23 protein-coding genes and 1 pseudogene are annotated in these 24,750 nt (G+C 46.2%); 4 read left to right on the top strand and 20 right to left on the bottom strand.

The window, feature by feature from the left end; translation table 11 throughout:
- Window positions 1-171 precede the first annotated feature (171 nt).
- Complete coding sequence (locus GC102_RS11275) at window positions 172-477, top strand: hypothetical protein (RefSeq protein ID WP_171689612.1); 306 nt, start codon at window positions 172-174, stop codon at window positions 475-477.
- The gene (locus GC102_RS11270; protein WP_171689611.1) at window positions 464-1,093 is read left to right on the top strand and encodes a PspA/IM30 family protein; all 630 of its coding nucleotides are present in this window, start codon (window positions 464-466) and stop codon (window positions 1,091-1,093) included. The genes GC102_RS11275 and GC102_RS11270 overlap by 14 nt, the downstream gene beginning before the upstream one ends.
- A 182-nt stretch (window positions 1,094-1,275) precedes the next feature.
- Here GC102_RS11270 and GC102_RS11265 read toward each other — a convergent pair whose 3' ends face one another.
- A complete protein-coding gene (locus GC102_RS11265) occupies window positions 1,276-2,253 on the bottom strand; it encodes an aldo/keto reductase (protein ID WP_171689610.1) in 978 nt (325 codons plus the stop codon).
- Window positions 2,254-2,333: 80 nt separating this feature from the next.
- Window positions 2,334-3,354 (bottom strand): annotated as a pseudogene (locus tag GC102_RS11260) (MFS transporter).
- 187 nt (window positions 3,355-3,541) lie between these two features.
- Between GC102_RS11260 and GC102_RS11255 the strand changes: the two are divergent.
- The gene (locus GC102_RS11255) at window positions 3,542-4,462 is read left to right on the top strand and encodes an AraC family transcriptional regulator (protein ID WP_171689609.1); all 921 of its coding nucleotides are present in this window, start codon (window positions 3,542-3,544) and stop codon (window positions 4,460-4,462) included.
- Window positions 4,463-4,630: 168 nt separating this feature from the next.
- On the opposite strand, the gene GC102_RS11250 is transcribed toward GC102_RS11255, so the two are convergent.
- The 12 genes from GC102_RS11250 to GC102_RS11200 all read right to left on the bottom strand — a co-directional run bounded on the left by GC102_RS11250 (window position 4,631) and on the right by GC102_RS11200 (window position 15,797).
- Window positions 4,631-5,392 (bottom strand): SDR family oxidoreductase, encoded by a 762-nt coding sequence (locus tag GC102_RS11250; RefSeq protein WP_171689608.1) that lies wholly within the window; start codon window positions 5,390-5,392, stop codon window positions 4,631-4,633.
- A gap of 107 nt (window positions 5,393-5,499) precedes the next feature.
- The gene (locus GC102_RS11245) at window positions 5,500-5,979 is read right to left on the bottom strand and encodes a carboxymuconolactone decarboxylase family protein (RefSeq protein WP_171689607.1); all 480 of its coding nucleotides are present in this window, start codon (window positions 5,977-5,979) and stop codon (window positions 5,500-5,502) included.
- 315 nt (window positions 5,980-6,294) lie between these two features.
- The gene (locus GC102_RS11240; RefSeq protein WP_171689606.1) at window positions 6,295-7,200 is read right to left on the bottom strand and encodes an RNA polymerase sigma-70 factor; all 906 of its coding nucleotides are present in this window, start codon (window positions 7,198-7,200) and stop codon (window positions 6,295-6,297) included.
- Between the two features lie 245 nt (window positions 7,201-7,445).
- Complete coding sequence (locus tag GC102_RS11235) at window positions 7,446-7,739, bottom strand: hypothetical protein (RefSeq protein WP_171689605.1); 294 nt, start codon at window positions 7,737-7,739, stop codon at window positions 7,446-7,448.
- 38 nt (window positions 7,740-7,777) lie between these two features.
- A complete protein-coding gene (locus GC102_RS11230; RefSeq protein WP_171689604.1) occupies window positions 7,778-9,418 on the bottom strand; it encodes a sensor histidine kinase in 1,641 nt (546 codons plus the stop codon).
- On the bottom strand, window positions 9,415-10,992 hold the full coding sequence (locus tag GC102_RS11225; RefSeq protein ID WP_171689603.1) for a response regulator: 1,578 nt from the start codon (window positions 10,990-10,992) through the stop codon (window positions 9,415-9,417). Before GC102_RS11225 ends, GC102_RS11230 begins: the two co-directional genes overlap by 4 nt.
- A gap of 116 nt (window positions 10,993-11,108) precedes the next feature.
- Window positions 11,109-11,927 carry a carbohydrate ABC transporter permease gene (locus tag GC102_RS11220; protein ID WP_246320860.1) on the bottom strand — a complete coding sequence of 273 codons (819 nt, stop codon included), beginning with the start codon at window positions 11,925-11,927 and terminating at the stop codon, window positions 11,109-11,111.
- A 39-nt stretch (window positions 11,928-11,966) separates the two neighbouring features.
- Window positions 11,967-12,830, bottom strand: a complete 864-nt coding sequence (locus tag GC102_RS11215; RefSeq protein ID WP_171689601.1) for a carbohydrate ABC transporter permease — start codon at window positions 12,828-12,830, stop codon at window positions 11,967-11,969.
- A gap of 104 nt (window positions 12,831-12,934) precedes the next feature.
- A complete protein-coding gene (locus GC102_RS11210; RefSeq protein ID WP_171689600.1) occupies window positions 12,935-14,266 on the bottom strand; it encodes an ABC transporter substrate-binding protein in 1,332 nt (443 codons plus the stop codon).
- A gap of 253 nt (window positions 14,267-14,519) precedes the next feature.
- The gene (locus GC102_RS40565) at window positions 14,520-14,642 is read right to left on the bottom strand and encodes a YhcH/YjgK/YiaL family protein (RefSeq protein ID WP_376769362.1); all 123 of its coding nucleotides are present in this window, start codon (window positions 14,640-14,642) and stop codon (window positions 14,520-14,522) included.
- 70 nt (window positions 14,643-14,712) lie between these two features.
- A complete protein-coding gene (locus tag GC102_RS40035; RefSeq protein WP_281367651.1) occupies window positions 14,713-14,847 on the bottom strand; it encodes a hypothetical protein in 135 nt (44 codons plus the stop codon).
- Window positions 14,844-15,797 carry an N-acetylneuraminate lyase gene (locus tag GC102_RS11200; protein ID WP_171689598.1) on the bottom strand — a complete coding sequence of 318 codons (954 nt, stop codon included), beginning with the start codon at window positions 15,795-15,797 and terminating at the stop codon, window positions 14,844-14,846. Before GC102_RS11200 ends, GC102_RS40035 begins: the two co-directional genes overlap by 4 nt.
- A gap of 164 nt (window positions 15,798-15,961) precedes the next feature.
- On the opposite strand from GC102_RS11200, the gene GC102_RS11195 reads away from it, so the two are divergent.
- Window positions 15,962-16,831, top strand: a complete 870-nt coding sequence (locus GC102_RS11195; protein WP_171689597.1) for a helix-turn-helix transcriptional regulator — start codon at window positions 15,962-15,964, stop codon at window positions 16,829-16,831.
- A 146-nt stretch (window positions 16,832-16,977) separates the two neighbouring features.
- Here GC102_RS11195 and GC102_RS11190 read toward each other — a convergent pair whose 3' ends face one another.
- The 6 genes from GC102_RS11190 to GC102_RS11165 form a co-directional block, all read right to left on the bottom strand.
- Complete coding sequence (locus tag GC102_RS11190; protein ID WP_246320859.1) at window positions 16,978-17,232, bottom strand: sialidase family protein; 255 nt, start codon at window positions 17,230-17,232, stop codon at window positions 16,978-16,980.
- Window positions 17,233-17,350: 118 nt separating this feature from the next.
- Window positions 17,351-20,068 (bottom strand): exo-alpha-sialidase, encoded by a 2,718-nt coding sequence (locus GC102_RS11185; protein ID WP_171689596.1) that lies wholly within the window; start codon window positions 20,066-20,068, stop codon window positions 17,351-17,353.
- A 43-nt stretch (window positions 20,069-20,111) separates the two neighbouring features.
- Window positions 20,112-21,131, bottom strand: a complete 1,020-nt coding sequence (locus tag GC102_RS11180; RefSeq protein ID WP_171689595.1) for a sialidase family protein — start codon at window positions 21,129-21,131, stop codon at window positions 20,112-20,114.
- A 19-nt stretch (window positions 21,132-21,150) separates the two neighbouring features.
- Window positions 21,151-22,035: a carbohydrate ABC transporter permease gene (locus GC102_RS11175; RefSeq protein ID WP_171689594.1), complete on the bottom strand. Its 885-nt coding sequence runs from the start codon at window positions 22,033-22,035 to the stop codon at window positions 21,151-21,153.
- Window positions 22,036-22,049: 14 nt separating this feature from the next.
- A complete protein-coding gene (locus tag GC102_RS11170) occupies window positions 22,050-23,018 on the bottom strand; it encodes an ABC transporter permease (protein WP_312883232.1) in 969 nt (322 codons plus the stop codon).
- Between the two features lie 88 nt (window positions 23,019-23,106).
- Window positions 23,107-24,651 carry an extracellular solute-binding protein gene (locus tag GC102_RS11165; protein ID WP_171689593.1) on the bottom strand — a complete coding sequence of 515 codons (1,545 nt, stop codon included), beginning with the start codon at window positions 24,649-24,651 and terminating at the stop codon, window positions 23,107-23,109.
- Window positions 24,652-24,750: the final 99 nt, after the last annotated feature.

The following is a 24,750-nucleotide window of genomic DNA, read 5'->3' as shown; positions in this document are numbered from 1 at the left end:
TGCTGAGCAATTCGAGCCATAGTAATTTTAACGAAAAAATCGGATGGAACGCACATTCAGCGCATTTTCAGCAACCTTTCAATTAAGATTCAGTTGGCTTTCACCTTTCCTTAAGAAACCAAGCCTATACTTCTAAATGTAAGTAAAACAATAGAGAGGAAGGAATGAGAGATGGGAGAAAGACATATCAGAGGCTCGGAGAATTGGCACCAATTCAAAGGCAACTCCTATGAAGGCATTCATCATGGCTTTCATGGATCGCCACTTCTGAGCATCGTACTGATGCTTGTCGTCGTTTTAATTGGCTATTTATTGTGGAGAAGATTTCGAACACATAAGCAGAACAACCAGTTTACAAATATCGATGCTGCCATACCGCCGGTTAGCTATCAAATGCCCTTAAGTCACAGGGCGAACATGTTAGATGAATGGGAGCGCAACATTCACAAGGAGGAGAAACCAAATGGGAATTTTTAAAAGAGTAAAAGACATTGCATTGGCCGATATCAACGAGATGCTAGATAAAATGGAAAATCCGATCTACATGATCAAGCAGTACCTTAGAGAGCTTGAGGAACAAATCGCTAACGCCAAGAACGCGCTCGCGAATCAGTTGATCGCAGAGCGCAAGTTTGAAGCGTTAATCAGCGAGCTTGAGCAGGTCATCGGAAATCGTGTCCGACAAACAATTCTCGCGCTCGATCGGGATGATGAAACGATCGCACAGCTCGCAATAGAAGAAAAGCTCATTTGCGAAAAGAGGCTCCATGTGTATCTAGAGCAGTATCAGACTGTGAAACAGCATATCGCAATGCTGCAAGAAACACTTCATACTTCGAAGGCGCTGTACGACGAGCTGCAAAGCCAAAAGTGGTTTCTAATGTCCAGAGCAAATAGCGCTCGGGCTATGCAAGACCTGAACCGTGCCGTTGCTTCCGTTGATACGGATACCGTTCGAAAAGGTTTTTCCAGAATGGAGGAGCAGGTGTGGCAGATGGAAGCTAGAATTGCCGCAGACGCTCAGGTCGATCGTTTTTTTCACAATACCACCTTGGCTGGAACGAATACACTTATCAAGAACGAAGTGTTGTAGGAGCTGGAGCGGTTTAAAGCTGAGAGAAAGTAGGTTATTTTACCTACCTTTCAATTATATTAACAAAAAAAGACGACCTCTCGTGAGTGTCGTCTTTTTACATTCGAAAACTTTCCAGTTTTCCAACTTTCTATACTCACATAAAAATAGAGGCTATCCCTCTTGTGATAAAGCATCTAGTTCTAGTTGCCGTATACCTGATGCGGTACATAAGGCTCCTCTAGGCTCACAATTTCGTTTGAATCCAACTTCACCGACAACGCAGCAACGGAATCCTCCAGATGATTAAGCTTTGTTGCGCCTATGATCGGCGCTGTTACCTGCTCTTTTTGCAGTACCCAAGCAAGCGCGACTTGCGCGCGAGGAATGCCCCGCTTGGCGGCAATTTCGGCAACTTTCTCCACGATCTTACGATCGGCGTCTACCATTGCCGCAGCTAGCCTTTGTCCGGCTTCATCTATCTCTGAACGAGCTGTCTTTTCATCCCAATCTCGGGTTAACCGACCTTTAGCAAGCGGACTCCATGGAATGACACCGATCCCCTCTGAGCGGCAAAGCGGCAGCATCTCCCTCTCTTCTTCCCTATACAGTAAATTCAATAAATTCTGCATGGAGACAAACTGGGTCCAACCGTTACGTTCGGCGACATGCTGCGCTTTCAAGAACTGCCATGCATACATCGACGAAGCTCCTATATACCTTGCCTTACCTGCCTTTACTACGTCATGGAGTGCCTCCATCGTCTCTTCAATAGGCGTAGTGTTATCGAATCGGTGGATCTGATACAAATCAACGTAATCCGTACCCAGCCGTCTCAGGCTGTTATCAATTTCGCTCATAATTGCCTTACGGGAAAGTCCCGCACCATTCGGACCCGGGCGCATGCGAAAGAATACCTTTGTCGCAATGACGACCTCATCACGACGGGCATTTTCTTTCAATGCACGTCCGACAATTTCCTCGCTCGTTCCGTCAGAGTAAACATTCGCAGTATCGAAGAAGTTAATGCCTAGTTTTAGCGCTTTTTTAATGAATGGCCTGCTTTCCTCTTCATTCAGCGACCATGGAGCTATTCCGCGTTCGGGTACCCCATAACTCATGCAACCAAGGCATATTCGTGAAACTTCTAAACCGGTGCGGCCAAGCTTTACATACTCCATATAATCGATACGCTCCTTAATTTTATTTTTCACTGGTTCATGTATTCTGGCCGAAAGAAGCATGCCGCAGCGGAACTGCGTCAATTAATTTCGGAGGGAAGAGAACCGGTATTCCGAGGGCGAAGCCCTTTGTTTTTCAATAAACGTTTCGCAAAGAATGTGAATAGCAACAAGGAAAACGCGACCGACACGGCGCTGACCGTAAACAATAGCTGGTAGCTCGTGTACTGGGAGACCCAGCCTAGCATGATCGCACCTAGCCCGATACCGAGGTCGGTAGAAGTCAATAAAGAAGCAGTGGCAACTCCTTTACGATCCCGGTAGGCAAGACGTATCGTTGCCGCTTGAAGAGCCGGATTCACGGAACCGAAACCGATACCGTACAGTACCGCTGAAACGAGCACGCCAAACAATCCAGTTGAAAAGCTCAAGGTAATCAAAGCCGAAATCGTAATCACAAGGGCCGGTACAATGACTAACGTCTCGCCGTGCCGGGCAAGACCGATTTTTCGAAAAATTCGATTCTCCTTGCGCCTGATTTTGGCCGGAAAGGCATTTTTGCACCAAACGTCAAGAGCAGCGCTGCGGAAGAAAGGCCTACGGCGAATAGAAACAGAGCGTGATACGACAGGTTCTGTGTAACCCAGATGCCGAATATCGGGCCGACAGCCATAGCCATGGTCGTGGCCGTGCCAAACCACCCCATTCCTTCTCCGCGACGGGCCGACGGGATCATATCCGCAATCGCCGTGTAAACAGCGGTTGTGGAAACGGCCCAGCTCATCCCGTGCAATATTCTGAGCCCCATCAAAACGACAATTCCACCGATCCAGTCATACAGATACATCGCCAAGGTGAAAAGAACAGCCCCCATACGATAAAGGGACGCCTGCCAAACCGGTCCAGCAGCACGCCGACGATCGGACGAAAAATAACGGCAGACAGCATAAACGCGCCCGCCGCTAGACCGACCTGCGCTTCGTTGCCGCCCATCTGTTTGATGAACAGCGGCAGCGTCGGATACAGCGAATAAAATCCGGTGAATAGGAAAAACATCCCTACCGCTATGAGAATAAACGGCTTCGTCCATAGGCGTTCCACTTTCATTCCTCCTCAAGTTCTGTCAAGAACTCTTGTGTGTTAAATGGCGTAACCTTATTATGCAATAAATGAAAAAAAGACCGTTATCTCAATTGTCTTAAATGATTGCCTAATCCTCTCACTACCACTAACGCTAAAGACGTATATACCTTATAATTGAAAAAGATAAAACAACAAGGAGGAGCCTATGTCGGAGGAAATACTAAAACAGCAATATGAGCTCGCCAAACTAATTGAGCGTCATTCGGGTCAGGACGGAGTTTGCTTGACCGCTATCCCATCTTTATTTTTTATTCGCTACTCTAATGTGACCGAGCCAGTCTACAGAGTTTACAAGCCTTCCTTATGTTTCATAGCTCAAGGTTTGAAAGAGATATTGCTGGCACAGGAGCGTTTCGAATATGGTCCTGCCGACTACCTTATTTCATCCATGAACTTGCCGGTGATCGGCCAGGTCATAAAAGCTTCTTTCGACGCCCCGTATTTGAGTTTCAAACTTGAATTTACACAGAGTCAAATTTTAGAGGTTTTAAATAACTCTGACATTCAAATCACCCCGAAAGAAAATGCTAAGCGAGCTATGTTTGTCGGTCAGATAGAGTTACCTATACTGGATGCGATACTCAGATTAGCTCGTTTGCTCGACAATCCCAAAGACATTCCGTTCCTCGCTCCCATCTACACAAGGGAAATTCTATACAGGCTTCTGCAAGGGCAGTATGGAGTTGCGCTGGCACAAATCGCAATGGAAGGAAGCAGTATCTATCGAATCAGGGACGCTATCGAACAAATTATCAATGACTGTGATAAGCCTTTGCGAATTGAAGAGCTTGCAGAAATAGCCAGTATGAGTATTTCTTCATTTCACAGACACTTCAAAGAGGTAACCGCTATGAGTCCCATTCAGTTTCAAAAACAACTGCGATTGCAGGAAGCTCGACGCCTATTATTATCCGAGTCAGCGGATGCCGCTGATGTCGCATTCCGGGTAGGCTATGAAAGTGCATCCCAATTCAGCCGCGAATATGCTCGTATGTTTGGTTCTCCTCCCAGAGCGGATATAAAGCGTCTGAAGGAAAAATATGACCAAAGACTAAACGTAAGATGATCCTCCTGACTTGTCACCCGACATTTAGGCAAACGCATCCCTCCAGATAAGCTGAAACAATGAAAAGGAGACCCGAAAACGACCGGATCTCCTTTCATTTACACTTTGATTCTCGTGGGCAACTGCTTCGCCATATGACACTCTGGGCGTCGAACATGCTTTGCTGAATTACCCCTGAGATACTGAGCGGCTGAGCCAATCCTGGAAACGAGTCGTTGTGATGCGTGCGTTGCTATCTCTCGGAACGAGGGATTGATCATTCACCTCTACTGATCCGAAGTAGAGCGCGTTGTCGTCTGTGACAACCTGACGATTGTCTTGATTTGCGCTCAAGAATTGTCGAACGAGTTCGTCGAGACGAATCTGATCTGGGCCAGCCACCTCGACAATGCCATTCGCTGGCGCCCCAAGTGTAAAATCGACCAACACGGCTGCAACATCATCCGAAACGATAGGCTGCATTAGTGCGGAAGGCAAACGAACGGTTTCCCCTTCTGTAGCCACATAGGCGATGCTGCCGACGAACTCGAAGAACTGCGTTGCGCGGACGATCGTATAGGGAATCTTGGAAGTCTTGATTAGCTCTTCTTGGGCCATTTTCGCGCGGAAATAACCGCTTTGGAGAAGGCTTTCAGTACCAACGACCGACAGCGCAACGTGATGACTTACTCCAGCGGCTGCTTCAGCAGCAAGAAGGTTCTTATTCGATGTCTCGAAGAACTCCATAACTGCCTGGTCCTCAAACGAAGGCGAGTTTGTCACGTCGACGACAACCTGAGCGCCGCTAAGCGCTTCAGCGAGCCCCTCGCCAGTGATCGTGTTGACGCCTAAGGAAGGTGATGCCGCCACTGCCTCATGGCCAAGCTCACGAAGGTTGTTTACAAGTTTTGATCCAATGAGTCCACTTCCACCAATAACTACAATTTTCATATTAATTCCTCCTAGTTTATAACTCGTAATATAAGTGCTAGAGATGAAGATCCGGTTATTAAGCGCGCGGCAAGGCACACGAATTATACGTTGCTTTTTGTAGCTAATTAGCTCAGGCCAGCTTTCGTCAATCCAAATGCTGCGTCAGCCGAACCCGGTACAGTCTTGAAGGCTACGTTGATGCGATTCCAAGCATTAATCGCCATAACTGAGAAAGTTAGATCCGAGATTTCTTTCTCAGACAACTGTCCGCGAACACGATCGTACAATTCGTCAGGTACGCCTTGTTCAGGCAACTTCGTCAGGATCTCGGTCCATGCCAGTGCAGCCCGTTCGCGTGGAACAAACAGAGTCGATTCCCGCCATATCGAAATGTGATAGAGGCGAAGCTCGCTCTCACCATGGATCTTTGCTTGTTTGACGTGCATGTCCAGACAGAATCCGCACCCATTTATTTGCGAGGCTCTGATGTGAACTAGATCGAGGATCTTCTCTTCAATTGCGCTTTCCTTCTCGGCATTGCTGAATTCCATCATTTTTTTGAAAAGCTCTGGTGATTGCTGCATATAATTTACACGTTGTGTCATAGCTGTGTACCTCCTGTTTTTTTTGACACTAATAAGACAATTGGCGACTTCAATGTGTGACATAAACAAGAAATACTATCTCTATATCCCCAATGCCACACCGGAATAAATCTTTTCATTATTTAACAAGTCGATCTGAGCAATTCAAATGTATAAAAAAACTGACCAAACCGCTAACAAAATGTCAGAGTTGGGTCAGCTTTTATGGAATGACTAATGGATTGACTTAAACACATTGTAAGGATTGATATTAGCCCCAGCAATTTAAGCAGTTCCACTGATCATGGGAAGAAATTGCAAGAAACCACGAGGAATTCAGTTTAAGTGTTGTAATTTATCTGGATTCACAATAATGTAAATACGTTGAATGGTCATCGTTTGGGCATCCCATTCAAAACAAATGACCCCGGTTGGAATGCCTTCTTTTGTTAACAAAATCCCTGGTTGATCATTGACCACGACCAGCTGTGCCTTTGATTCGGGAAATCGAGTCGACGAAAGGGCGTTCAATATCGCGAGCACGCGTTCTCTACTATATATAGGATTGATTGCGGCGGACACTTTTCCTCCACCGTCGGCAATCAATATGACATCCTCAGTTAACATGTCCATCAGTGATTGAATATTACCATTCGAAAGGGCAGAAATGAAACGAGATACCAATTCATTTTCTTCCGGAAGCTGCGAGGATAGCACTTCCTCTTTTTCTGTGGATAAATCTACTTTTTTCTTGACACGACTAAATATTTTACGGCAATTAACTTCTGACTTGTTAACCATTTCACCAATTTCACTATGTTCATATGCAAAGACCTCTCTTAAGATAAACACAGCTCGTTCCAATGACGTTAGTTTATCCATAAGTATAAGAAAGGCATAAGAAATCGTATCATGACGCTCAACGCTATCTAACGGACTATGATCGTTTAATTGCACTGTTGGTTCTGGAAGCCAATTACCTACGTAGCTTATTCTTTTTTTTCGTGCAGATTTTAATTCGTTCAAACATCGATTGATCATCATTTTGCTCAAGTACGATTTGATATTATTAATATTGTCATTTAGAAAACCATGTATGCTTATAAACAAATCTTGAACCATATCCTCAGCATCTGATCTAGAGCCAAGCATACGGTACGCAATTGAAAATAAATGAGGCTTGTAGGTTTTATATAATTCTTCAATGTTATTAGTTGATGGATCAATTGTATAACTTTGCATTTTATCCGCCTTTCTTTCATTCGAAAAGTCTCGCCATATCTACTTATTATTAAACTAATCGAAATGATCCATTCTATGAAATAAATGATCTAGGTAAAATAAAAGCTTTCGGATTTGCAGTTTGGAAATCATTATTTAACTTCATCGTAGTTATCACTGATAAGACAATTGGCGATGTCAATGTGTGACATAATCTCAAAAATTCTGAATTCATCAGAAGAGACGAAAATCTAATCATCATAAACTCAATAACTAGTGGAAAAGCCAGCTCCTCCCGCTTGTCCGGCACGATTCGACCGACCGTCCACCAGAATCGCCATATAGACGTATCGCGGGTTTAGCTGACCGTGACACATATTCACTTTGCCGGTTTTGCCAACCGGCATATCGCCGGAGACGTCCACCGTGGCGTAGCTACCCACCGCCTCCTCCAGCATGTTCACGAGCAGCTCCCATTCGTCCTCAGCCCCAGGAGGATACAAATAAGTCGGATCTGCCCTCCGTAAATCGATGAGAACCAAGTAAAAAATGCAGTCCATTCTCCGATTGGAGTTTGGGCTGCATTTTTTTGTCTTGTTCACATCAACGGATGGCGAATCGTCGCTTTGCATCCTCTATGTTCCCTATTGGTCAACGACACCCCATACTTGGAGCCAAAACGAATATTCAGCCTGCGATTGACATTATACAGTCCAACCCCACCTGTCTGCCCAGGAGGCAGATCAGGAATGTTCATTCGAGCTTGCCATTCTTCAGAGCACCCAGGTCCGTTATCCTCCACTGTGCAAACCAGCTCATCGCCTTCGATAAAAACGCGGACAAGAATTTTCCCCTGTCCAGTCGGTAGCTTATTGAGCCCATGCCGCACAGAATTCTCTACAAGCGGTTGGATGATTAATTTTAATATCGGCACATTCAAGGCGCGGGGCTGAACATTCATGATGACTTGAAACGTATCGTGGTTTCGCAATGACTCAATACTCAGATAGCTTTTGACATGCTCAACTTCCCGCTCGACTGTTGTGAACTCTTCTCCGTTATTTATGCTGTATCGAATTAAATTGCTTAACGAGGTGACCATTTCCGCAATCGTTTCTTCCTTCACGTGATCTGCTCTCCATTTAATCGCGTCGAGCGTATTGTATAGGAAATGCGGGTTAATCTGATGAATTAACATTTGCATTTCCGTTCGAGACTTCTCGGATTCCATCTGTTTCGATGTAACGAGCAGTTCCTCTAGACTGAAAATTAAAGAATTGTACCCTCGTGCCAGCTGACCGATTTCATCGTTGTGTTCTCCATACCTCCCGCTCGGTACTAGCTGCCCTAGCTGCGCCTTTTTCATTTGGCCGACTACATATTTAATCGGGGAAATAAAGCTGTTAGTAATCAGAGCGAGCAGCATCGAAATCAAACCGATACTTACAAGAACGAGCAGTATGGAGAAACGTTTGATCGTTTCCACTGGGCCTATCAAATCCTTCTCAGGAATGGCGGCGACTAGCCTCCAAGGAACATTGGACAGTGGAATATCCGATATGAACATATCCTTTTTCTGGTCAAAATCCCTATCCGAGCCAGTGTACAAAACGGTTCCAAGAACGTCATCGACGATATAATGCTGAAAGTTTGGGTATTCCGCTGGCGACAGGAGCTGCTGATTCACTAGAGCTGCCGGAAAGCTCAATTGGATTACCGCCAGAGGCCGAAGATCGGACATCGCCCGAATCATTCTTGTGAAAACGAACGTATCGTTCTGGAAATACCAAAAGCCCCTGCCCTTTAGTCGAATCGCTTTTTGTATCCACTCCGAGTCGGGCGATTTCACTCCTGATTGAATCAATAAGGAATACGTTTTGTACCTCTCTACATCTGGTGGATAAATAGACAGTTCATAATTTCCCTTTAATTCATTCATTAACGAGAGCGATCTGCTTAAAAACAAGCGATCCTCAATTTGATTATCAAGCACCTCCAGTTTCTGAGAGGCGATAATAGATTCAGAATGGAGCTCCGTCTGCCAGAAGAATTGCTCGATACGCATTCGATTCTGCTGCAAATTTTCCGTAAGCAAGGCTGATGTGATATGCTCGATTTGTTCGCTGGATTTGTCAAAGTACCACACTCCAAGAATCGCAACCGGCACCGAAACGGACAAAAACAGGAGAATGAACATTTTGACAAACAAGGTGAGGTTCCTGATTCTAAACGCTTTCATTTGCCTGATCTAAACTCCTTTGGAGTCATATTCGTTCTCTTCTTGAACAGCTTACCGAAATATTGTATCTCCTGATAACCAATCATTTCAACAATTTCATAAATTTTCAAATGCGTGCTGCGCAGCAAATGCTTCGCTTGTTCGATACGGATTTCCGTTAAGTAATCCAGAAAATTTTGTCCCGTTTCTTTCTTGAACAACCTGCTCAGCCATACCGGGTGAATACTCAACTCATCAGCCACGCTCTGCAGAGTAATTGCTTTTCCGTACTTCTCATCGATGATTTGCTTCGCTTTATCAATGATGAAATTCGGCAAGCTAGGATGCTGCTGCTCAGCTACAAGCTTCATCAGTTCATAAAGATGATCCCGCAGAAGCCGCTTTAAATCATCAACTGTAGGGCAGCGCTCCGCTTTTTCCCAAAGCTCCAGCGTAAAATGGCTGATATCCATATCTACCTTCTCAGCAAGACAAGAGTGAATTTCCAAGATCCATTCGAAGCATTTAAGCGTCAAATCGCCAGTCTTGTTCACGTCCCTGTCTAGCATGAAGCGATGGATAGTTTCCTCCATCCATCGGTTGACTAGCTCCGCGTCCCCTTCCAACACCCCTTCAGCCACCCATTGACTAACAGGCCCTCCATCCTCATGACCGATACTATCTCTGATATCAGCATAGCTGGCGATCCCTCGTCTGCTGTTTAATAAGGCAACCTTGAGCGCCTTGCGCGCTTGCTCATAAGCTTCCGAAATGGCTTGAAAAGAGTGCATGCGATTGCTAATTCCAATTGCGGGACTGATATATTGATATTTTAATACCCGCTCATGGATTTCTTCAGCAACTGACTGCTCATGTTGCCATGCAGTAAGAATGACCCAATCATGGTGAATACTGCGGATCATTACGGATGGCTGGTAGTTCTTCAACACTTCCTCTGCTATATTGCCAATGGCAAAGAGGTCTAGATTTATATCCTTATCCTCCCTGCCTCTAATATCTTCCCTGTTTATGCTTAAAGAAATAGAAACGTACGACTGTGTCTCCAACCATTGCAAGTCCCACACCTGAAGGCGATGATGAATATGCTCCTGCAGCGCAGTCTTTTGCATACAAAGCCCCAGAACGAACTTTTCCTTAAGCGCTTCCGTGCCAAGACGGGCGAAGACGGTTTGATTCTTCAGCTGTTCCTGACTGACGAGCTCACGCTGAACCATTTCATATACAAGACTGATTTTTTCGGTAAGTTCCTCTTTATGTGACGGTTTGAGGATATAATCGACCGCTCCCAATTGAATACTGCGCTGGGCGTACATAAAATTACTGTAGCTGCTGATTACGATCACTTTTGGCAAATAGTCGAACGCTTTTACCAACTCCAGCATATCCAAGCCAGTCATTTCGGGAAGCAAAATATCCGTTAAAATGATTTCCGGTCGGTATTCTTCGATTAGTAGGAGTGCTTCCTCTGCGGTAGTTACCGCGAATACATGGTTAAAAAGCAGCCCACTGTGTTCGATGACCTCTTGAATTCCCCTTAAAATGTCGACCTCGTCTTCTACAACAATGATATTCATGTGATCACCCCCACAACAATTATAACCCAAGATGCCATGAGCCAGAACAGCCAATCCGCAAGAAGAAGACCTGTATAGTAAGCTACAGGTCTTCCTTCCTTCTATTGCCGATCCATTTATCCCTTCACTGAGCCTAACGTGATTCCTTTAATAAAGCTTCGCTGCAGCAGCAGGAAAAAGATAATCATTGGAACGGCCGCTAAGGATGCACCAGCCATTGCATAGCCATAATTCACGTTGTTTTCCGAATACGTAATCGTCGAAATGCCAAGTGGTAGCGTTAGCTTTTCCTTAGACTGCAAAATAATAAGCTGCCACAAATAATCATTCCAGGTGTGCATAAATGCAAAGATGGACAATGCCCCGAGAGCCGGAAGGAGCAGCGGAAGCACAATGGTTACAAACATCCGGATTTCTCCAGACCCATCGATTCTGGCCGATTCGATAATTTCATCAGGAATCGATTTGGCGAACTGCCGTACAATGAACACCCCGAACGGGAAGGCGATCGCAGGAAGTATAACCCCCAAGTAACTGTCGATCAAACCAAGCTCCCTGCAGATAATATACAAGGGGACGAGCGTTACTTGAGTCGGCATCATCATCGTCGCAATGACGACAATGAACAATACTTTATCGCCAGGAAACTTTTTCTTGGCATAAGCATATCCCGCCATCGCCGAGAAAATTACGACAAAAACGACAGTTACCAAGCTTGTAAACACACTATTAAACACCCAAAGAGGAGCTGGAGTCGTGGAGAAAATATGCTCGTAATTGACAAGTTTGAGCTGGTTCGGAAACCATTCAGGAGGCGTCGCCCAGATCGATACTTGTGATTTAAAAGAGCCTGTAAACATCCAATATAACGGAAAAATAAAAACGATCGAAATGATTAAAAGAAAAGCGTACCTGGAGACAACATGTAATTTCATCCGCTTCATATCTCCTCTATCAAGTCTGCGCTGAAGGCATTAATCCAGTTTTGTTTTCATGAGTCGGAATTGCAGCAGCGAGATTATCAAAATTATAAAAAACAGGATAACGCTTTGAGCTGACGCTTTACCGAATTCCAGAGATACGAACGCAGTCCGGTAAATGGTATACACAAGCGATTCCGTTCCATGAAATGGGCCGCCCCCTGTAATTAAATGGATAACAACGAAAATTTGGAACACACTAATCGTCGAAGTGATCACGATTAATAGCGTCGTATGTGAAATCATCGGAAGTGTAATGCTGAAAAACGTTCGCAGCGCACCTGCCCCGTCAATTTCAGCGGCCTCGTATAGATCCTTTGGCACGCCGTCCATCCCCGACAAATACAGGATGATGGGCTGACCTACCATCCAGGTGACGACAATACCGGAAAGTGCCAAAATCGCGCTTAATTGTCCAGAAAACACATCGACTGAGCCGAAGCCAAGCACCTCGGAGAAATACTTGATGATGCCAAAGCTAGGATTGTACATCCAGGCCCACACTAGCGATAGCACGACCGGCGTACTGACAACCGGCAAATAAAACATAAGCCGAAAAAAGCTTTTGGATACCTTATGAAACCCCTGCATAAACGCTGCGATGACCAGTGAAATGACGATGACGCAGGGAACGATGATCAGAACAAAATAAAATGTGTTTACGAATGCTTTAAGAAATAATTCTTCCCCAAACAAACTGCTGAAATTGTCAAATCCAACAAAGGTGGAGGAATAAATATCGGCTTCAAAAAAACTTAAGTAAAACGTATAAAACAACGGAAATACTAGAAATACGAATAGAAACAACAAGTTAGGTCCGATAAAAAAGTAACTCCACATCCATTCGCGAAGCTTCATCTGCATTACACCTCAGCTATTCCTCATCATGTCGTTAACCGTATTAACATTTTCGTCCCAGTACTGTACGACAGACTAGGACGAAATAATACTACACTGTATTCTTACTTCTTAGCTGCCAGTTCGTTCGCAATTTTAACGAAATCGTCTAGCGCCTGCTTCGGGCTCTTCGCCTTCAGGAAGGCAGCTTGCATTTCTGGATAAAACTTTTGTCTTAGTGTCGAGAAGTAGGCTTTATTTTTACCCAAGTCGACAATTTCCAACTTATTTAACTGCTCAAATACCTCTGCGGCGTCTTTATTCGTAATCTCATAAGTGCCAGATTTACGCGCTGATATCCCATAAGTTGCCTTATTAATCGCTTTAATGTTCTCCGGTTTGGTCAAAAACTTGACGAACTCGATAGCCATCTTTTTCTTCTCTGGATCTTCCTGTTTAAAGATGGCGTACCCGTTCTCTCCTGTAACCGTGATTCGCGGGGTAACCCCTTCTTTCACGACGGGAATAATCCCGTACGCTTCTACGGACGGATCAACGGCACCGTTCTTCTTACCTACTTCTAGATCACCATAAACCGGCGAAGTGTGATTCAAGATGGCAAGCTTGCCCTGTTTGAACAGCTCAAAATTCCCGTTCACATCCATTGTAGCGGTACCCGGAGCAACCAGTCCTTCCTCCTGTAAGCTCAACATAAAGGAGAGGGCTTCAACGCCTTCAGGACTATTGACGGTATATTCCGTAATATCCTTGTTCGCCCACTGGGCTCCTGCGGCAAGCACATTGCTGACCATCAGTTGGTCTGCTTGCTCGTTTTTGGCGAAATAGGCGATGCCATACGTATTTTTGTCAGCTACCTTTTTCAAGGCGTCCTTCATTTCATTCCAGGTCCAAGAACGATCCTTCGGTACGGTAATTCCTTTTTTCTCAAAAATGGTTTTGTTCAAGAAGACGACCTGTGGAACGCTGCCTAAAGGCAATGCATACAATTTCCCATTGATTGTACCCATGTTGAGAAAAGCTTCTTTCCAGTCTGCTTTATCGTCCTTGACTACATCATCAAGTTCTATTAACACGTCTTTTCGTGCGTGCTTGCTGATCCGAATCGGTATGTTGTCGTATAAAATGTCTGGAGGATTGTTCCCCGCTACAGCCACATTCACCTTCTGCTCAATATCTGAGAAAGGAACGGATTCGACTTTAACGGTAACGTTCGGATGAAGCTTTTGGAATTCCTGCGCCTTCTGCTTTTCCCAGTCTCCATAGTTCTTGCTTTCATAACCTTCTATATCTTTAAATCCCGTGCCTGCCCACATAGTTAGTGTGATCGGCTTAACGTCCCCTCCAGCTTGCAGCTTTGGGTCCTGGTTCGATGCACAGCCCGCTGCAACGCCTGTGATTAATAAAATAGAAAGTCCTTTTTTCACTAACTTTTCCATGTATTCACCCCTATATCTTTTTGGTAACAATCACGCTGATGTGATTTGTTACTTTGATTATAAAGAAAAACGCAGATCAGTTTAACATGCGTAAATTAGCATTTTACAATACAAAATTAACTTCCTTGGAGACAAGTCTATTTCTCTCATCCATAAAACGTTAGTCACGACTTGTCAGGACGCAAAAGCATCCCTAACCAAGTGCTGATTTTAGAAATCAGCCAGGTTCCGGGATGCTTTTGTCACTTTACATTTAAAACAAATCGCGATGGATCTTGACAACCTGCTTCACTAAATGCACGCTGCCCTTAAGATGACAGTTCGGACGGTGAACTTCTCCCGGCCAAAATATGCTAAAGTCACCTGGACGGAGCAAGATGCGCGTGAATCTCGGCAAGCTTTTCCTCAAATGTTCCCATCGTTGGAGACTGCTTCATGACGAACATTCATTTTCCATCAATCTCGAGCAAAGAAGGCATGTCAGCGACATTTACATTCGTGATATAGGCGAGAGCGCGCCGTACGGCATCTCCGTACTGACCCTGGTTTTGCTCCCATTGACTGATCCTATCAATAATCAAATCGATCCCTCACTGATGGCATGCTTCCTGTAACGTTTCAGCACTTCACTTTGTGCATAGAACGATTCAATCTGCTCACGCTCTTCTGCAGTAAATTGCTTCAGTGGCTGCCGGACGGTTGGCGTTGCCAAGACGCCTTGAAGATACAGCATGTACTTCTCATACGCAATGACATCGAACTGAATCATATGTGCGATGACCTCGTTGGCTTCCGCCTGCATTGACTGTAGAGATGCCATAAGCGGTCGATTCTCTGACACGACAAGCTCGTACATCTGAGCGAATAATCCGGGCATCATGTTGAAAGTACTGCCAATGGCGCCATCCGCACCTGCGTAGGCTCCTGCCGAATACACTTCATCGTGTCCATTAAATATGAGAAAATCTTGACCGCACCTCGCGCGGATTTGCTGCATTTCAAACAAATTAAGCGAAGTAAATTTGACACCGATACATTGTGGATTACGACTCATTTGCTCGTAGAAGTCCATCGATAAGCTGACTCCTGTTGCACCTGGAAAATGATAGACAATCATCGGCACTGACACAGCTGCCATGATGGCTTCATAATGCTCGCGTATTTCTTTCATGGAAACTTTATAATAAAAAGGAACGACCGCTGATACCGCATCGACACCTTGAAGCTCAGCATGTTTGGCCAGATTAATTGATTCCATCGTACTGATGCAGCCTACATGCGAAATAATTGTCACGCGCCCGGCTGCAGCTCGTACGACTACTTCCAACACTTGCTTACGTTCCTCACTTGTTAAAATAAACCCTTCTCCTGTACTGCCTCCAACATAAAAGCCATGGATACCTTGCTCGATTTGATGCTCAACCAGACGTGTCAAAGAATCAAAGTCTATCGCACCATTCTCGTGCATTGGTGTCAGAAGCGCTGTAAAGATGCCGTGAAACGAATCGCGGTTTTGGATTGCATTGGTCATTTGGTTCGCCCTCTCTTATGCACTGCTGCGCATTTATAATTTGTTGTGATGACTGTATTGTAGCTCGCCGGGCGACAGTGCATTGTTCATTTTTTTATAAAACCTTTCATTTCTTTACGAAATTAAAGCCAGTATAATAGGGCTAGGAGGCGAAACATCATACCATGTATCCACAATACCTTTTCGAATACCCGAATATCGACTCGGACTTTCCTTTTCATATGAAAAAAAAGCGATACACCTCTGTTCCCTCCCATCGTCACGACTTCATCGAATTTTCATTCGTCTTGGAGGGAAAAGGTATAGAGCGAATTAATGGGACCGAGCATGACCTGCTCCCTGGCACGATCGTGCTCCTGCTTCCTTACCAGATTCACGAATACCGGGCCCATGCAGATGAGACGCTGCAGATGTACATCTGCAATTTTGATATGAAGCTGCTCACCTCAGGACCCGAATCCGCTTGGGGTTTGCATGAGCTTTTACTAGGCAGAGACAACGCTCAACCGGCATATATACACTTACAAGGCAAAGCTTACGATGAAGCGCTGCAGCTATGGGAGCGGCTGTATCAGGAGCATGAATCATCGCTCGCTTGGAAGCCGATCATGATCAGAGCGCTGCTGCTGGAGGCATTGTCGCTGTTTGTCCGAAACAGCAGTCAACACGACCAGATACAAAAGGAGAAACAGCGTCCCGTATCCTCCAACGGCATATGGCTGGTTGTACAATATGTCTACGACCATTACTTAGATCCAATATCGTTAACGACATTATCCGAACGTTTTCATATGCATCCAACTTGGCTAAGTACACAATTTGGGGAAGCACTCGGCATCAATTTTGTTGATTTCCTTCACGAGCTTCGAATTCGACATGCCTGCAGCCTGCTGATTTCCTCCGACCTGCCCATCTCACAGGTCGCATTTGAGTCCGGGTTTTCCTCATATCCTACATTTTCGCGTGCATTTCTTCGCATTAAAGGGATGACCCCGCGTCAATACCGGGAGCAACAGGGTCAAGTACAACGTTGATGGCAGCACATTTCAATGGCCTCAAGATAGGTCACTTCAACTATTCCGCAGTCAATAAGAAGTCGCCCTCATAGAGGCTGTATCCGCGTATTTGCCCCTTAGGCGCATCGTCCACAATGTACTGTACAACAAAGATTTCTCCGTCCTCAAATTGGACCCATCCGGAATGTGATAAGCACGCGACCGCTCTTCAGCAGACCGGATACAGGCCGATGGCAACCCGGGAGCGGCATCCGAAACAAGCCGTTCCAGCTTTCTCCCTGATCGTAGGATATTGATTTATAGCAGTCCCAACCATGCCCCGAGTTCTCTCGCAAAAATGCCACCAGCGTACCGTCCTCAAGCGGAAGGATACTTACCTCACAGAGCTTCAAACCTTCCTGAAACGCAATTTCCGCCAACCGTCAACGTCACATCTGGCCATGCCTCATACCAATCGTCATCGCGGCTTACTGCAAATTTTGTATCATTGTTTTTCCATCCTTTCTCTATTGCATCAGAGGTTTGACCCATTTGTCATTAATTGGATTGGTCGTGTTTCACAGATACGGTGGCTGTTTTGTTCGTTACATGACCAGCTTGGTCCGTAACCGTATATTCAATCGTATAAATACGTCCTGTACCGCTCCCATTACGTTCGGCCCGTAGTAAAAAAGTTCGATCGTCGGTTCCGTACTCCATATTCTGGATATCGCTCTCTTGATCTGACTTTCCTTTCTTGCTGTCCGTTTCGTTACTGGTGATCGAGACAAGCTTAATACCAGCTATTCCAGATCGCTCATCGAACGCTTGAATGGCAACCTGAATTGGAACCAATTTACCATTAGGCGGCCATAACTCCGTCTTATCCGGCACGATATTTAGAATCGGAGCCGTCTTATCGATACGAAGGGTCATGCTTTTGGAATCTTCGATATTACCCGCCCGATCCACACTTCGATACTCCAGTACATGCGATCCTTCCGCCGATACAGCAAACGCCCCTTCATAAACTTTCCAATCCCCGCTGTTCAATCGGTATTCGGTTCGAGCAGCTCCAGAAAAATCATCATACACAGAAAGTGTCACCGTCACATCAGAGGTATACCAACCATTTGCGCCGTTCGGTTCGCCAGGTTCTATAACAGCCTGAGTCTCTGGTTTCGACCTGTCGATACGCCAATAATGCTTCCGAACATCCGCTTCATTCATGGCGTACTTGTAAATTTGCAAATCATCCATGTACCCTTTCCAGTCACGGTTGGCAACCGTCCCTTTATCATAACCAATCAATGGGGGAGCACTTGGGTTTGTTACATTCATCGTGGGACTGTCGTATTTGGCGGAAGTGGCAGCCCATTCGCCGTTGATGTAAATTTTGTTCACGGATCCGTCTCGGACAACCGTAATGTTCGTCCATACGCCGGTCTTCACGAGTCCAGCGGCTGTGGCAATGCCCACTTCACGCCCGGATGGCAGCCCGGCCATGTTCATACGGACCGCTCCGGTATTATGCACAGCAAACCACCATTGCGGAACTTTACTGCCAGCCTTGCCGTACCAATACAATACGTGCATAGGCTGAAACAACGCCTCGGGGTTGACCCATACCGAGAATGTGAAGTCATCCGTACCGGGGTTCAAATCCTCCTCGTTCGTAATCTCTACATTGGCCCGTGTACCGTTCAAGTACAACGCGTTTCCGTCCAAGCCCGGACGAAGTTCAGCACCGTTATGCATGACCCCGTTATGTCCTTTACCGGTCAAATCCACGATGCCGTTCACATCCGTTTGATCGAAATCCCAATGCACGAGCAGTTCCGGCGTTGGTCTGGTTCGATCGAGGTGAAGGGTATACTGCCGGACTCTCTGACCGAGCTTCGCCTCAATCTTAATAGCTTGCAAATCACCTAAAGGGATCGTTGTCGGCTGTCCAGCCGCTGCTGGATTACCGTTCACTGTTATGGCGATGTTTGTACTCGACGTTACGGGAGTTAACGTCAATTGTTCAGTTCCGCTGTACAAGGCGAGTGTGTATTCCGAGATATCACCTCGGAACACGGGAGTCAGGCTGCCGTCGGAAAACAACAAGTTGTCGAGATCCGGTTCTGCCGCTTGGAACCATTCGAGATTGAATGTCGCAAACATGATTTTGTCATAGGGTGTGTACTCGCCTCCCTCGAAGAGCAAGGAGACTTTTCCATCCGGTAAAATCGCGAGTGAGGAATATGCGGAAGGTCCTTTGTAAGCCGTTTTTGACGTCGTCCACGTTTGCCCATCGTCATTACTGATTCGAACAGTCATATTTTCCCGACGCTCCGTGCCGGCCGGATTGGCGAACAGCATCATACGATTACCTACCTCGTTATCAGAGGGCATATATCGGATGATGCTCGCCTCGCAGATCGGATCGATCAATGCGTCATCGTAATAAATCGGGGACCATGTAGCTCCTTGATCAGGGCTGGTCGATATTCCCCGTCTTCTTATCTCCTGGTTGCTCGACAGCCGATCGTTGCGCATCAGCGTCCCATCCGTCAATTCCACAACTGTCGGTTCACCTAAGCCGGGAGGCAGCTTTCCGCTCTCGTACCATGTCACACCGTGATCGTCGCTTTGAATATTTCGATCGATAGCTGGAATTACAAGCCTCCCCTTAGCCGTACCTTGCTGCAGTTGGATGCCGATTCCTGGACCGGTTCCGTCCCATCGCGTGTTTGGAGCCTGCACCTCACTAAACCTATTAACCGGCTGCGTCCATGTCGCTCCTTCGTCGTCACTGTAGGTGCTCCATATCGTGCGCACCCCACGACTCGTTCCATTCACGATTGTACCGTATGTATCTGGACCGTAGTTTTGGGTCACAAACAACCATATTCGGCCCGTGTTCTCATCCTGTACCGGAGTTGGGTTGCCGCACGTATCAACCCCAGCATCACAAACGATCTGAAGCGGCTGCCACGTCCGACCCTGATCGAAGCTGCGTTTCAGCACTAGGTCGATATTGCCATTATCAGCAGCGCTGTTTTTGCGCCCTTCGGCAAACGCTAGCAGTGTCCCCGCTCGAGTCGTTAAGAGAGAAGGAATGCGGAACGTGTTGTATCCTTCTGTTCCAGCTACGTACAAATCCATGTTTTGAAAATAAGGGTCCTCTCCTGAGGACGCTGCCAATGCCCGGTTCTCCCCTGACAAAGAGAATGAAATCTGGGTAAGTACGAATACGAATATGAACACGTACATGAACGTTTTTTTGAACATGATAACAAGCTCCTTAACGTTTAATGTCCAAGCATTTGAATCATTAAATTCTGGAAAAGCGGGCCATTGTCATACGCTCGTAAGCACTTTCCTCGCCGCATTCATAGAAACATAGAACGGTACCATCTTTGGCGATCGCCAAGTCGGAATAAGCAGCCGGTCCTTCGTGGAGCTCCTTCTCCGTCGTCCAGGAACGTCCACCGTCCACACTCGCCTTTACAGTCATGTTGTTCCGCTTCACACTGGCCGGGTTGGAGAAAAGGATGCCCCCTCGCCTATCTTCTACCACGCTTCCTTGACATACTGGCTCGATCAACGCTTCGTTGAGCGTGATATCCGACCAAGTAAGGCCGCCATCGAGACTCCAAGCTGAAGCGCGCTGGTTTTGGCCGTGATAGCTGCGCATGTTGATATACACCGAGCCGTCTGGCAATTCCGTGAGCGCACATTCGTTCGTATTTTGACCAACGATCCCGCCGATTCGCCAATTAGCCCCGTGATCGTCACTGTAAATGACATGTGCGGTGTACGGACCCGACGTCCCTGTCTCAGGGTTCAATACAGCATGATTGCACGGCACGATTAACCGCCCGCTTTGCAGCTGCACCGCATGACACGGACCCGTTGCGTACCAAGTCCATTCCGCCCGTTTGACGTCTGCCGTAATATCCTTTGGCTGCGTCCAAGTCACTCCGTCATCGTCGCTTTTCATAACAAGGACATCCCGAGCCCTTTTCCCCGCTAAAATATCTTTCTCATGGCCATCTCCCGCATTTCGGCAAAGCACCAGCCAGATCGTGCCCGTTTCCAAGTCCTGAACCGGACACGGATTACCAATCGTACTTGTACCGTCGCCCGCGATGATCTCAAACGGCTCCCAAGTATCTCCGTTATCCAAACTTCTTCGAAGTGCTACATCGATTTCGCCTGCATCGCCTGCTCCGTTTTTTCGTGCCTCACAGAAGGCAAGCACCGTTCCCTCCCGTGTAACAAGCAAGGATGGAATGCGGAAAGTATGATATCCGTACTCTCCCGATGTGAATAGATTTTGTTTATCAAGCACCTTATGCGCTCCTCTCAAACTAGCCTTTAATGGAACCAACCATCATGCCTTTGACGAAAAATCTTTGGATAAATGGATACACAAACAAGATAGGAAGCGTGCTTATGATAACGACAGCCGACTTCAAAGACGCCGCCGGCGGCGGGTCTCGGATGTACTCCACCTGCGTTTCATCCTGTAAAAGTCCAGTTAGCAGGATATTGCGCATCACTACTTGGATCGGAAGTTTACTCTGACTATTGATGTAAATAGAAGCGCCGAACCAATCGTTCCAATGATGAACCGTGTAGAAGAGGCCGATGGTGGCAATGGCCGGCATGGAAAGCGGAATGATGATTTTCCATAGAATCACCGCCGGAGTAGCGCCGTCAATGATCGCAGACTCCTCCAATTCTTCCGGCAGCGCCAAGAAGAAATTTCGCATAATAAATAAGTTCCATGCGCTGATAAGTCCAGGAATGACCAGCACCCATAACGTATCCTTCAAACCTAATTTATCAATCAACATATAGGTTGGAATGAGACCGCCATGAAAAATCATCGTGATAAAAATAATCAGCACAAACACGTTGCGGCCAGGAAGCGTTCTTCGCGACAATCCGTATGCCAAAGTCGCGGTAAACAACAAGTTGAGGAGCGTGCCGACTGTAATCCGAAACAATGTCACTTTATAAGCGTTGTATATGATCATGCCGCGGTTCAGCAGCATGTCGTAAGCACCAAAATCAATCTTTTCCGGAATTAGGACGAACGCTCCCCTTCTCATCGATTCTTCGGCGCTGATGAAAGAAGTAGAAAACACGGCCAAAAAAGGGATTAGAAACAACAAAGACAAGACAGCTAGGATTATGATATTAAACACATCGAATGTGCGTTCGCCGATGGTAGGTTTGATAGCGCTCATTGCCCCGTCACCCCCTACCAGATTCCTGTCTGGTTCATTTTTTTAGCCATATAGTTTGCACCAAGAATGAGGAACATCGCCAGAACATTTTTGAACAAACCGACCGCCGTAGCGAAAGAGTAGTCTAACTTCGACAATCCTTCCCGGTACACATAGGTGTCGATAATGTCTGCCACTTCGTAAACGGCTGGAGAATACAGCAGCAGTACCTTCTCGAACCCGGCATTCAGCAGACCGCCGATCGAAAGAATGAGCAAAATGACGATTACCGGAGCAATTCCTGGGAGCGTAATATGCCAAGCTTGCCTCGTGCGACCAGCGCCGTCCATCTTCGCCGCTTCATAAAGCCCAGGATCGATCCCCGTCATGGCGGCCAAATACAAAATGCTTCCCCATCCGATCGTCTGCCACACATGAGAAATAATCAAAACACTACGAAAGTAAGTAGGATCCCCTAGAAAATGAATCGGCTGTCCGCCGAATTGAACGATTATCGCATTCACCATACCACCGTCGGTGGACAACACCATCATCGCCAAACCAGCTACGACGACCGTGGAAATGAAGTGCGGAAGATACGAGATCGTCTGCACGATTCTTTTGTAGACTGCATGTCTCAATTCATTCAAAAGCAGCGCAAGAAGAATAGAAGCGGGAAAACCGAACAGCAGCTTATAACCGCTGATCAATAATGTGTTCCGCATCACATTCCAAAAATAATAGGAGTTCCAAAAACGGATGAAATGTTTAAAGCCGACCCATTCGCTTGTGAAAATCGCACTTACGCCCTCAAACGGAGAGATATCCTTAAAAGCGACAATGATACCAAACATAGGAATATAGTCGAAAATCAAAAAATAAAGCATGCCGGGTATGATCAAATAATAATAAAATCGATGCATCTTGATAGCCGACCATCGCCTCTTTTTGGCAGCGCGTAGGCGGCTAGAGGATTTTAATATCGCTGCATTTGTTGATGTCAAAAGCGCTCCTCCTTCTAGAACGTTAACGGCAGCCTACACACGAAAACGATAGCCGCAGGCTGCCATACAACGATCTCTTCTGACGTTTTTACTTCTTCTTTTCGTTAAACTGCCGCGTATATTCAGCAATCCACTTTTCAAGCCCCGCTTTATTCAGCTGGTCGATGAATTTATCAAACTCGCTGAGCGGTCTAGCTCCCGTCACGAATTTAACCAATTCTTCGTTTCTCAAGCGTTCAATATCCCCAAGCGTCGGTATGTTTTCCTGCAGCTTTTTCTTGTCGTACAAAATGGTGGCGTCTACCGCTATTTTCGCAACATCGAGCTTTAATGCTTCTTTGGTTAAATAATCGGCGTGCATTTTCTTTACTGGGTCCTGGAACGCATATTTCAACTCCGTGGCCGTGCCCAGAGAAACGAAATATTCACCTCCGTACTGAATGTCTTTGCTTTTCAATTCGATATCAAACTTGCTGTTTCCGATATAGCCCCAGTTCGTACCGAATGCCGCCGTAAGTGAATTAGTCGGGATGTCTTGATATTGATGGTTAATAAATTTCATGACCGCTTCTGGATTCTTTGCCTTTTTCGTAATCACCATGGAGGCGGTGTTTCCCGAGGTAGCTGTCATCAGTTTCCCTTTAGGGCCTTGAATACCCCGGATCATTTCATAGTTGGCGTCGGCTGGCAAATTCGGCTTAATTTGCGGGAACAAGAGCGTAACCCGCGAATACCACATGGATGAAGTGCCGACTCGATTCGTTTTCAGCAATTCCATTGGATCGAACTTGGCGAATGCTTCTTTATAGATGTAGCCTTTCTGGTACCAATCGGCCAGCTTCGCGACATAATCTTTGAAACCGGGAGCGAGCTCTACAGGCTTTAGCTTTTGATCCGCGGGATCGACCCAGTTGCTGTTTCCGTGCTCGACGAATCCGCCCATAAGAGCGTTCCTAATACCGGCCAAATCCGTCATCATCGGAATCGTATCGTCTTTCCCGTTCCCATCAGGATCCTTTTCTTTAAATGCTTTCAAAACGGCTTCCAATTCATCGATCGTTTGCGGCATTTTCAGATCCAGCTTCTTCAACCAATCCGAACGGATCCAGATCGGATAGTGTACGGCTGGTTCTCCCCTCGGAATGCCCCATATTTTCCCATCTTTATCCTTCATATACTCCCAGGCTTTCTCGCCCCATGCCTTCTTGATGTCCTGTCCGTATTTATCTAACAAATCATTAAGCGGAATGATCGCTCCTTTCGAGGCATAATCGTCCCAATTTGCTTGGAAAGTATCGACTTCGTCGCTGGAGCCGCCCAAGAGCAGGTTAAGCTTTTCCTTTGAGGCATCACCACCTTGGGGTGGAATGATGGCGATGGGCTCGATACCCAGCTTTTCTATATACATTTTTTTCATTTCCTCAAGCTTTTCCGGCACACTCCCTTCCGGCTTCTGGTTCAATGCCCCCGTGTTCTGGTAAATGTAGATTTTAGGAGTTACCTTTGACGTAGCCCCCTTTGGAGTTTCATTCGCAGACCCCTTTGTGTCAGTGGTAGTGCCACTTGAGCATGCCGCCAGTGTGAACGCGGATAGCACTACGATTGCGGTAGCGCTGACAACTTTTCTAACCATTCCTGTTCCTCCCTTGTAATCCTGCGATCCCCAGGTCCGATCATCTAAACCTTGAGTCAGAGCTAACGATAGCAGTGAATGTAAGCGTTTTAAATAATA

This window comes from Paenibacillus germinis, from assembly GCF_013141785.1.
Classification (GTDB): Bacteria; Bacillota; Bacilli; order Paenibacillales; family NBRC-103111; genus Paenibacillus_E; species Paenibacillus_E phytorum.
Note: the sequence above shows the minus strand (reverse complement) of the source record. Positions and strands in the feature narration are given on the sequence as shown.